10 protein-coding genes and 2 pseudogenes are annotated in these 8986 nt (G+C 57.5%); 5 read left to right on the top strand and 7 right to left on the bottom strand.

The features are described from left to right. Positions 1-315 precede the first annotated feature (315 nt). The 3 genes and pseudogenes from ABMA59_RS36610 to ABMA59_RS36600 all read right to left on the bottom strand — a co-directional run. Positions 316-570 (bottom strand): annotated as a pseudogene (locus ABMA59_RS36610) (transposase); the annotation flags it as partial. A gap of 223 nt (positions 571-793) precedes the next feature. Beyond that, positions 794-1873, bottom strand: coding sequence for a transporter substrate-binding domain-containing protein (locus ABMA59_RS36605; protein ID WP_349010250.1), 1080 nt, complete (start codon positions 1871-1873; stop codon positions 794-796). Between the two features lie 303 nt (positions 1874-2176). After that, positions 2177-2941 (bottom strand): SOS response-associated peptidase, encoded by a 765-nt coding sequence (locus ABMA59_RS36600; RefSeq protein WP_349010249.1) that lies wholly within the window; start codon positions 2939-2941, stop codon positions 2177-2179. Positions 2942-3044: 103 nt separating this feature from the next. Here ABMA59_RS36600 and ABMA59_RS36595 point away from each other — a divergent pair, with 103 nt between their 5' ends. The 4 genes from ABMA59_RS36595 (at position 3045) to ABMA59_RS36580 (ending at position 5029) form a co-directional block, all read left to right on the top strand. Next, a complete protein-coding gene (locus ABMA59_RS36595) occupies positions 3045-3356 on the top strand; it encodes a hypothetical protein (protein ID WP_349010248.1) in 312 nt (103 codons plus the stop codon). A 56-nt stretch (positions 3357-3412) separates the two neighbouring features. Then, on the top strand, positions 3413-3634 hold the full coding sequence (locus ABMA59_RS36590; RefSeq protein WP_349010247.1) for a hypothetical protein: 222 nt from the start codon (positions 3413-3415) through the stop codon (positions 3632-3634). Positions 3635-3721: 87 nt separating this feature from the next. Continuing rightward, positions 3722-4372, top strand: a complete 651-nt coding sequence (locus ABMA59_RS36585) for a hypothetical protein (protein WP_349010246.1) — start codon at positions 3722-3724, stop codon at positions 4370-4372. Between the two features lie 513 nt (positions 4373-4885). Then, entirely contained in the window at positions 4886-5029 is a 144-nt protein-coding gene (locus ABMA59_RS36580; RefSeq protein ID WP_349010245.1) for a hypothetical protein, read from the top strand. Between the two features lie 481 nt (positions 5030-5510). Here ABMA59_RS36580 and ABMA59_RS36575 read toward each other — a convergent pair whose 3' ends face one another. Then, positions 5511-5753: a hypothetical protein gene (locus tag ABMA59_RS36575; protein ID WP_349010244.1), complete on the bottom strand. Its 243-nt coding sequence runs from the start codon at positions 5751-5753 to the stop codon at positions 5511-5513. A gap of 1248 nt (positions 5754-7001) precedes the next feature. Between ABMA59_RS36575 and ABMA59_RS36570 the strand changes: the two genes are divergently transcribed. Continuing rightward, positions 7002-7211 carry a hypothetical protein gene (locus ABMA59_RS36570; protein ID WP_349010243.1) on the top strand — a complete coding sequence of 70 codons (210 nt, stop codon included), beginning with the start codon at positions 7002-7004 and terminating at the stop codon, positions 7209-7211. Positions 7212-7350: 139 nt separating this feature from the next. Here the strand turns inward: ABMA59_RS36570 and ABMA59_RS36565 are convergent, their stop codons facing one another. The 3 genes and pseudogenes from ABMA59_RS36565 to ABMA59_RS36560 form a co-directional block, all read right to left on the bottom strand. Beyond that, positions 7351-7653: a hypothetical protein gene (locus tag ABMA59_RS36565; protein ID WP_349010242.1), complete on the bottom strand. Its 303-nt coding sequence runs from the start codon at positions 7651-7653 to the stop codon at positions 7351-7353. A 606-nt stretch (positions 7654-8259) separates the two neighbouring features. Beyond that, a complete protein-coding gene (locus tag ABMA59_RS37510; protein ID WP_425476059.1) occupies positions 8260-8559 on the bottom strand; it encodes a BA14K family protein in 300 nt (99 codons plus the stop codon). 184 nt (positions 8560-8743) lie between these two features. Next, positions 8744-8986: pseudogene (locus tag ABMA59_RS36560) on the bottom strand (IS5/IS1182 family transposase); the annotation flags it as partial.

The following is an 8986-nucleotide window of genomic DNA, read 5'->3' as shown; positions in this document are numbered from 1 at the left end:
GACACCGGATCGAACGGCGGGCGACCACCCTTGCCACCCTCGCCATAGCCAAGTCCTTCGACCAGCCAGTCACGGAAATACTCAAAGTTGACCGTCGCCTCCAGAACCTCGAGCGGATCACCATTCTTGCTCAGCCGGTCGAGATGTTCCGAAAGCCCCAATAGCGACCGCTGCTCCATCGTCCCGTCTCCAAATCACGATAGAAGCAGTGAATCACAATTCCATCCCTACCGGCACGGTTAATGCGGGTCTCCAGCTTGCCCACCCGCACATAGCTCTGGCGCAGGTCCAGCCCCACCTTCCCGGCCAGCCGCACCAGCGCGCGCACAGCGCCTCGTCCGACAGGTCGAACGTGTGCTTGAGGATCGCCAGCCCCGCCATCAGCCGCGTCGGCAAGGGCGGCATGCCCGGTCCATCCGAATAGACCGAGCCGAAACGCGCCTCCAGAACCGGCCAGTCAATCGCCCGCGCCAGCCGCACCAGTTCGTGATTCATGTTGATGATCTGGTCGAGCCGCGAGCGGAACAAATCCTGCTCTCCCGTCTCGCCCAATTCGCGTGGCTTGCCCATCCCATGGCTCCGATGCACCGCGATATCGCCAGTGAATCACGCCTCGCATGGAAGCAAAACCACAAAACGAATTGCAGGAAAACAACCCACAAACCGATCGTTTCCTGCAATCCGCAAAACTTCGACACCGCGAATTCCTAGGGAATTCAGAAGCTTCACGATTCTTCACGGCCGACGAATTAACGCGCCAAACCATAGCCGACATCCATCGACTCGAATGGTTCTATGGGTCCTCCCCAAAGTAATTCTTGCGCAGGTCATCGACGACATCACTTTCCTGCAGGCCAAGGAGGGTCAGGGCTACCGGCCTTGTCAACGGACTTTGGTGCGGCAGGGCGAAAGCGTACTTGTCCGGTTCGAACGCAGCGCCGACTACCGCCAGCCGCTGTTCAATATGGGTGTGGTCATAGTACTCTAAAACCTCAGAGTCTCCTATGACTGCGGCGACTGTACCCTCTCGAAGAGCGGCAATGCTTTCCTCAATGTTCTGGAACGTTTTGAAATCGAAACCTTGCTCTTGTGCGAACTCCTCAGAAACGCTGCCAGATGAGACACCGACAAGTTTTCCGGAAAGGTCGCTAATTCCGGCGATCTGATTGCTAAGAGAAAGTGTCGTCATCACGCTGGTAACAGACGATGTGACAAATGCCACCGTGGCCACCCCGAAAACAAGCCAAAATCCTTGCCAGATGCGCCCTAGCGAGCCTGTGACGCTCTTCCGGCCGGTGGGGCGACCAGAAATGATTGCCATGACCGCGTAGAAGCTCTCAGCAAATCCTTGTAGCCAACCACGCGGAAAGGCCGGATTGTAACGACGGTCGAATATCGTCAGTAGTACTGCGGCAATCAAAGCCAGCAAGATCAACCAAAGATATGTTCTTAGAAATCCGGAGTTGCTTAATCCTTCGATTATGTTCCAAAATCCTGTTCCACGGTGCGGGTCGATCAAGACGCGTTGACCGGAGTCGTACCACGGGAATGTGAAATCCACCCGCTCCGCTCGTTTTTGCGTGATGCTCAGGTTGGCGACCGCTATGTCGATCTCGCCGCGCGCAGTCGCATCTATAAGTGCCCCAACAGTAGGGAAGAAACGAAACTCCGTTTTAAGACCAAGTTCCGCAGAGATAGCAGTCCAGAGGTCTACCGCCATTCCATGAGGTTTACTTCGCCCCTCCATAACAAAGGGAGGGTTCACGAAGACGCCCGCGACGACGTGATCCTTGGCAACGTTTTGAGGTCGGGCATTTTGAGCGATAGGCATCAGCGCCAGGGCAAGAACAATGCATGTCGCTATTCTTCTCACAATGCGGAACTCCAATATTTTCTATTGGAGGACCATCATGCCACAAATTCTGTGAGGGGATAGGACTCGTTAGGCTTGAGGCGTTAGGCCGCCGGGATGGGAGGCCAGCGCGGCAAGAGCAACTGCGTCATCTCCGCCTGCTCTCACCGTCCTCGCGATGCCTTCCGCAGTACCACAGCGTGCCGTAGCGACCGTCGTAGCCGAAGCAGCCCAATTCCTTGCATCCTTGATGATTGCAGTAATGGATGTAGAGGCCGGCAGGCGTTGGTCGCGGCTCGGGAAGGACAATCGGCTCCTCGTCCATCACAACAAGGCCGGCACCCGTTCCGGCTCCTCGATCTTCGGCGGCGGCGGAACCTGGCTCAGCAAATTATCGGGCAGCGGTCGTTGCAGGGCCTTCGCCTCGTCCCACGGCGCCGTCATCCAGGTCTCGACCTCGTCCGCTGTGGTAAGGATCACCGGCATTGCCTTCTGATGGACAGGGCCAACGACGCCGTTGGGTTCCGTCGTTAGGAAGGCGTAGAGGTCGAGCGTGGTCAGTCCTTCCTTAATCTTGCGGACGGATGTCCAGCCAGGCACCCAGGCGCCAGCGAAGAACATCAGCGGTCTGCTTTCATCACCGGCGAACCACGCGTTCGGAGTACGACCGCCGGCTGCACTCGCCGGGTCGGGCTCGGCGAAGCTGGTGATCGGCACGACGCAGCGGTTTTCGACTGCAAGCCATCGAAGCCAATGCTTGCTGTTAGTGTTTCGGATGTTCGTGGTGCCGCCGTCTGGTTCCATCTTCAGCATCTCGCCGAATGCTTCTTTGTCGATCTCCTTGCCCTTGGCACGGAGCTTGTCGGCGCGCTTGCTGGTGGCCTGGAATATGGCCTGTGATGACGAAGGCATACCCCAGCGCATCTTTACCAGTTCGCGCTTCCCGTCCAGACCGTTGCGGACGACAGGGCCGAAGCGATCGGGATAGACATCTATCGATGGTTCAAGGTTGCCAGACAGGTCGCGCCAGACGCGGACCAAGTCGATGATGGCCTGGTGTGTCGTGGTGATGTTGTAGAGGTTGCACATTCAGCGATCCTGCCTTGGCGGTGCTCAGGCCGTCAACTGACTAAAAGGAACGAATGCGGAACAAGCCGATTGACTCGCGAGGGAATGGGTTCCTATTTGAGCCATGCCAGAGACGTACCGACCCAAAGCGAAGGACTATCCGCTATCGCGCCTGGGGCAGGGCGGCATCGAGCTTGTGCGCGTCCATTGCCGGTACTGCAAGCGCACCCACAACTATTACCCGGAAGACCTCATTCAGATTTTCGGAGATGTCGATGTCGACTCGCTCATGGAACGCATGAAGTGCGAGAACGGTAATCACGGTATGCTGGACGTGTCCGCGTTCGTACCAACTGGCCCCCAGGCGGTCGGGCTCCGCATCCGCCGCCTTGTAGCGATCAAAGTCCAGCGCATTCCTGTCTGGCGTGAAGTTTGATGTCCGCCAACGCACGTATGCGAGGCGTTCAAACCCGGCGAGGAATGGGCGGCAATATGATCCCCAAGGACGAGAGCATCGAGATTGCCGCCGGCAATGCGCTGGCGGAAATCTACCACGCCGCGCGGGCGTTTCCGGATGACAGTCCGCAGTGGACCAGCTTCAACGACGTAATCCGAGAACTCTCACGCGACGATCATCCTGCGCGGTTGCTTCCCGAGTCGCTGGCGCCAATGGTGGAATTCGGCAACGGGAAGGCCGAGGAAGCGACCGCGTAAAGCGGCGCGGCTGAGCGGGAGTCGAGGCAGGCGTAGAGGCGCTTGAGCCGTGATAAACAAAGCGATAGGGACAAATACCCCTGACAAATGTCTGAAATCGCCAGCGGTCGTAGGGCTTCCGCCTCATGCCGCAATGCTCGTCGCGATACATCCTACAACTTTGCCGCGCTTCGTTGGCACACGGATGGAGGATTTAAATGGGCGAGAGCGAACTATTCGAAACTCTCCGACATTGATCCGGGGCTTGCGTCGCGCTGGAAGGTGCGGACCAGAGACAATCCTAGGCACCTTTTAAAGAGGAATGATATCGACTTCATAATGGAGCCCATTGTCAAGAGTACAGCAAGCGTCACAGAGAAGCAAGGAGAAGCAATACTGGAAATGTTGAACGCCAGTATAGCTATAGATGGAAGGCGAGTTGCTGCAGCGAAGGGGCTCCTGATAGATATTGTACAACTTCTCGAGAAAAATGGTCAGCTAAATATGACACCATTAGCTGAAGGCGCGAAACGCAACTCATTTCGCGACTTTCTCGGGCAAGACGCCGTTGGCAAGAGTTCTTTTACAAGCTCCGGGACTGGTATTTCATACGCGCCTTTTGATTACATTTCTACAAGAAACCTGGCGTACGCATCACGAGGGTGGAGCCGGGCGAAGGTGACTCGGAACTCACTCGATTTACCAACGAACGTGCCATCGGTGCCGCAAATAGAGCATCCGAAGCATTTGACCTCATGATGCGAAAACGCGCTCCGTGAGCCTTTGGTCAGCGGGCATCGCGTGTCTTGGCTCAATGGGTGAAGGCTGGACGAGTCGCGCGGGTGAAGTTCCTCAAGGGCGAGGAAAAGCTCCGCCACGCTACCGTCACAAGTTTTCGTGAGGGGAAGGTTTCGACTGAGTTCGGTCTGCGTGACGACTGACTTCATGGGCGACGTTCCATTCTCGCAGTCGCGCTAGCACGTCGTCATCATTCAGCGTATCGCCGTAGCATCCGATAATGGACAATAGGTCCGAGCTTCCTCCCAGCTTCCGGACGGTCTCATACAACTCGTGGGCAATCTTCGCTTTGGTGTCTTCTGCCATGGCTGTCCTCCCGGATTGTGCTAACAACGCGCAATGCCGTGGACGGTTCAAACCCTTATCGAAGCCGACATGATGGTGGTGGCGCAATGCCAGACCGCACCATGTCATCAAAGCCAGCGGCTGGACCTGGGACGCCTTCGTGATCGGTTCGGGCCGGACATGCCGGCGATGCATGACGATCTCGTCCCGAAGCTCGGCTGCGCCAAATGCGGCGGCAAGCAGGTGGGACTGACCTATGGTCCGCGATTCAACGAGAACCGCCGGGCGCAGGTGCCGAGGCCGAACATGTATGAGAGAGCGAGGGGAGGCTAACGACGGACACAGGGGTGAGTTCAACCGGCGCCCGTCGTTAGTCCATGCGACTCAATACTCACGCAAGAACACGTTACGGGGCCAATGGTTAACGGGCCGTCATTGGCATCCTTACCGGTGCCATAACACGCAGAGCGTCGGCTCAATGTAGTTTCTACGTCGGTTCGGAGGCCCACGACCCAACACGGTCTATTCGGTGCGCCATTAGGACGGTGTTGGCATTGATCACATTGAAGCGCGATCGGCATGCCGTGTTGGCGCATTCAATATTTATCGCTGCGCCGTGCGTGGGGCCTAGCACGAAGCCGCGCTGAAGGCAGTCGGGACAGTTGCCGGCGTTGATTGCAAGGCGCAACGCGCCGCCTGGGTCGAGGTCCACAGTCGGTTCCGCCCTCTATCGAGAGAGTGCTCCCGTGCGGTGTGGAAAACAAGCCGAATATCTGCTCGGGCAAGCGCATGCGTTTTCAGCGAACAGGACCGCCTAGACTGACTTCCGCAGCCTCACACCGGCACTGAAGCCATTCTCGGGGATGAAATCCACACCGGGCGAAGCCTTGCTCATTCGTGTTTCGATGGCTTCGACTTCGTCAAAGAACGTGTCTGCGATGAGCCGAAGTTGCGCGGCTTCCCGTTGCAGGGCCGTCCGCTCATCTCCTGATATCTTTTCGGGCCGCCGTTTGATGTCAGCCCGGAGTTTTTCCATGCGGCCTGCCCAGGCATCCATCTGCGATTTCGTGGGTATGCGCCGCTCGGTCATACCAAACAATACAACAATCGCGTTTCTTTCGCGATGGAAAACCAGTCTCAGCGCGGGGAAGTTTGAGCCCGAAGCGGCTGAAATGTGACCCGGTTGGCGGTTGGCAACTTGAGGGAACGCCGCACACCAACCGGGATGGCCATCCGGGCGCCATCCAATAATTATCCTATGCCGCGCTTCAACAATTCGTTCGATTACTTTTTGCTGTCGACAACTTTATTTGAATAGTCGCGCAACATTGAAGGTGGTTTAACCGTAGGCTAGCGGCGACTGTCTTGCATTGGAGGGCATCGACCGTGCTCGATGAAGCACACTGAGCCGCTGGTCCGTTGCTGCACGGACCAACGGCCCAAGGCAGCGTGATGGGGTCGCCACGTCAGTCGTCTCACCGTCGGAGGTGACCCCTCTCGTCAACCCGCACCTACGGTAACAGGATTGTGATGGTTTGCGAATTCGCTCGTTGGACCTAGTCCCTTTCGGCTGTTTGTCAGCCAACTGTCCAAAGCAGTCCTCCGCCGACGATGGCCACAGCTATCCATGAACACCACAGCAATATCTGGAGGCTCTCCACTCGTTCGACCCGGTCGACATTGCGTCTGACGCTCTCCCGCTGAACGGCGGCATACGGCTTGCTTATCGCGCGTAGGCCCGTCAGCCAGAAAACGTTCCACAATCTCCGGGCACCTGGTTTTGGGTTCGGCTTGCAAGAGGCGTTGTAGGCTGGCGCTGATGCGCTCCACCTCCATCCAATCGGTCGGCTCCCGCTCTTCAGCGGCTAGGATAGCTCCAACTCTCTTGCGAAGTTCGGCAGCTTCCATCCTAGGATTGAACACCGCCCTTACAACTGGCGGAAGTAATTTACCGTAAACCCTGAACTGCCCACCGTTGGGAGGATCGGCTTCGGCAAGAGCGGCGGCAATCACCCCTTGCAGGGACGCCTGAATCAGGAGAATGTTCCTATCTCGGGGCGATATCTCAACTAAGGGACATCGCGATGTCGAGACGTTCGAAAGTGAAAGAACTAAGCCCCCAGCAGGTTCGCCGGATAATGCACGACGCTACGCGCCTGCATGAGTCCGTCACTGAGCCGTCGTCGAAGATCGGCAGCGAGCATCATCGCGCGTTGACCGATCTCGCTGAGGCTCTGGTCAACGCCAGCAAGTTGATAACTGGCAAGGACAGCCCGCCTTAGGCGCTTCAGGGGAGGTAGAACATATGCCCAAATTCATAACGATCGGGTGCGGCGACGAGGCAGGCTACGAGCGGACCGCGCGCTCCGTGCGCGACGCCGCCCACGCGCACGACGAGGAACTCAAGCGGAAGGGAGCACTCATCGGCATTGCCGGAAGGCCCAAGTCCGGAACCATGATGCGGCAGGCGTCGAAAATCAGCCGAGCCCTTTCTTATCAGCTTCGCTACCGATAGCCGTCTTTGCCCTGTTCGAGGCTGCTGATCTTGCTGAGGCGATCGAATTGGTATCGCGATCGCTTTGCGCGGTAGCTTACGGCGTCGTGGAGGTGTCGCCTCCAAAAGAAGCGTGACAGCCCCAGGTCCGCTTGCTTCTTCAGTTTGCATGCTTCTTGTCGACTGGCTTCAGTGCCAAATCGATGACTTCGGTCAGCAGGTCGCGCATGTGTTGCGCTATGACCAGGCTCATGCGAAGTCGGCTGACAATCTGAACCTCGGGAACGTTCGTCCCGTCGATGGCGAGCGACGCCAGCGACAGATAGACGTTTCCGTTGCAGTGCCTGTTCTCGATGACCAGGTCAACGAAATTGGGCGGTGCGTCGCTTGCACGAACTGGGCACTCTACATCCCCTATCTTGTAGATCTTTTCAGCAGGCCTGAATGTCTGAATCTTGCTCACGGTGCTACCTCCCGCTTGTTGCCGAACACACCCCTGCTCGCCGCGAACGCGGTGGCATTCGGAGCTGACCAATTAATGCCGTGCGATTGATCTCGTTCCTGGACGAGGGTCGAATTACAGAACGGGCAAAAAACCTTTGCGCCTTCTGGAACAAGCGTCGACGTCCAGAATTTTTCGATGATCGCAGCGTGGCTGTGCCGACATACGTCCATGTATTGTCGCGAAAACCAGGAAGCCCGTCTCGTATCCCTCAAACGCAGCGGGCTTTCTCGTTTCGTATATGCAGCCAAGCTAACATTTGTTGTGGCGCCGCGTGAAAAACGGGCGCCGGCGGCTGGAAGAGCAGTCGATGTGCTTTCGCCCCGATTGGAGCTTAAGCGCTTAAGCCATATTGCTGAGCCGAATGGGCGCGGACCCATTTCCGTCGAAGTGATCGAAGTTCCAGGCTTGTAGATCATGCGGGTCGTCGACGGCGGCAGCGATGTCAGGGTCTCGGAGTTCGAAACCGAGGCATTTGCGATGTCTTATGCCGATGGGCAGCAGCAAAGACCTAGGCTGGAAAAGGTTGACCGCATCTGAAAGCGGGGCAGACACTTTCTGGTCGATCTACCGGCATTGGCGGCGCGGTCCGCCTCCATAAGGCTGATAGGAATTGTCTTGCGAATTGTAGGATTGATAGCGCGCCAAGCACAGAGCCTTGTGTCTTGCGTCGACGGTCGCCGATAAGCCGACATCGGCTCGACCGATAACCGCTTCCGGGTGAGCAACACGCGCTTGGTCGGTCCTATTTGTTCCTTGGCTGAACGGGGAGACACAATTTCGCTGGACGCCTTTGTAGGACGTGTAGCTGTTCTCCACCGCGTTGTATGAACGATAGTGTTCAGTGCACCACCGGGTGTGGTCCATCATCGTTGCGTCGGACGCCGTGGAGGTGGCAGCAGCTGGAGACCCGCCTTAACCCGGTTTGGTTTGGCGGATTGGCGCTGAGAATATTGCAAGGCCGGTATTTGGGGTGATTTGGCGGCCTTTTGGCTGTGGGCTCGCAGCCAGGTCAGGTCGATTTGAGCCGGTTCCGGGATTGCGGACAGAGTCATCCCGCGGCTTTGGCCCGCTCATGGAAGATCAGCCTATCGAAGTTGTAGGCGATGTTGGCGAGCAGCATCTTCGCCTCGGCTCGGGCGATGCCGATGGTGCGGATGAACAGGCCGAACCGGTTCTTCTGGTGTGCGAACACATGCTCCACCGCCGCACGGACCGACGACTTCGCGGCATTGGCGCGCGCCATAGGCTGCGGCATGGCGTGTCCGGCCGGCTTGCGACGATGAATGCGGCT

This window comes from Mesorhizobium yinganensis (genome assembly GCF_040081985.1).
GTDB lineage: Bacteria > Pseudomonadota > Alphaproteobacteria > Rhizobiales > Rhizobiaceae > Kumtagia > Kumtagia yinganensis.
This window is presented reverse-complemented; position numbering and strand designations above follow the sequence as displayed.

Excerpts from the sequence above, each read along its gene's own strand:
- ABMA59_RS36600 (WP_349010249.1), bottom strand. The coding sequence starts at position 2,941 with ATGTGCAACCTCTACAACATCACCACGACACACCAGGCCATCATCGAC.
- ABMA59_RS36595 (WP_349010248.1), top strand. The coding sequence starts at position 3,045 with ATGCCAGAGACGTACCGACCCAAAGCGAAGGACTATCCGCTATCGCGC.
- ABMA59_RS36590 (WP_349010247.1), top strand. The coding sequence starts at position 3,413 with ATGATCCCCAAGGACGAGAGCATCGAGATTGCCGCCGGCAATGCGCTG.
- ABMA59_RS36585 (WP_349010246.1), top strand. The coding sequence starts at position 3,722 with ATGTCTGAAATCGCCAGCGGTCGTAGGGCTTCCGCCTCATGCCGCAAT.
- ABMA59_RS36580 (WP_349010245.1), top strand. The coding sequence starts at position 4,886 with ATGCATGACGATCTCGTCCCGAAGCTCGGCTGCGCCAAATGCGGCGGC.
- ABMA59_RS36575 (WP_349010244.1), bottom strand. The coding sequence starts at position 5,753 with ATGGATGCCTGGGCAGGCCGCATGGAAAAACTCCGGGCTGACATCAAA.
- ABMA59_RS36570 (WP_349010243.1), top strand. The coding sequence starts at position 7,002 with ATGCCCAAATTCATAACGATCGGGTGCGGCGACGAGGCAGGCTACGAG.
- ABMA59_RS37510 (WP_425476059.1), bottom strand. The coding sequence starts at position 8,559 with ATGGACCACACCCGGTGGTGCACTGAACACTATCGTTCATACAACGCG.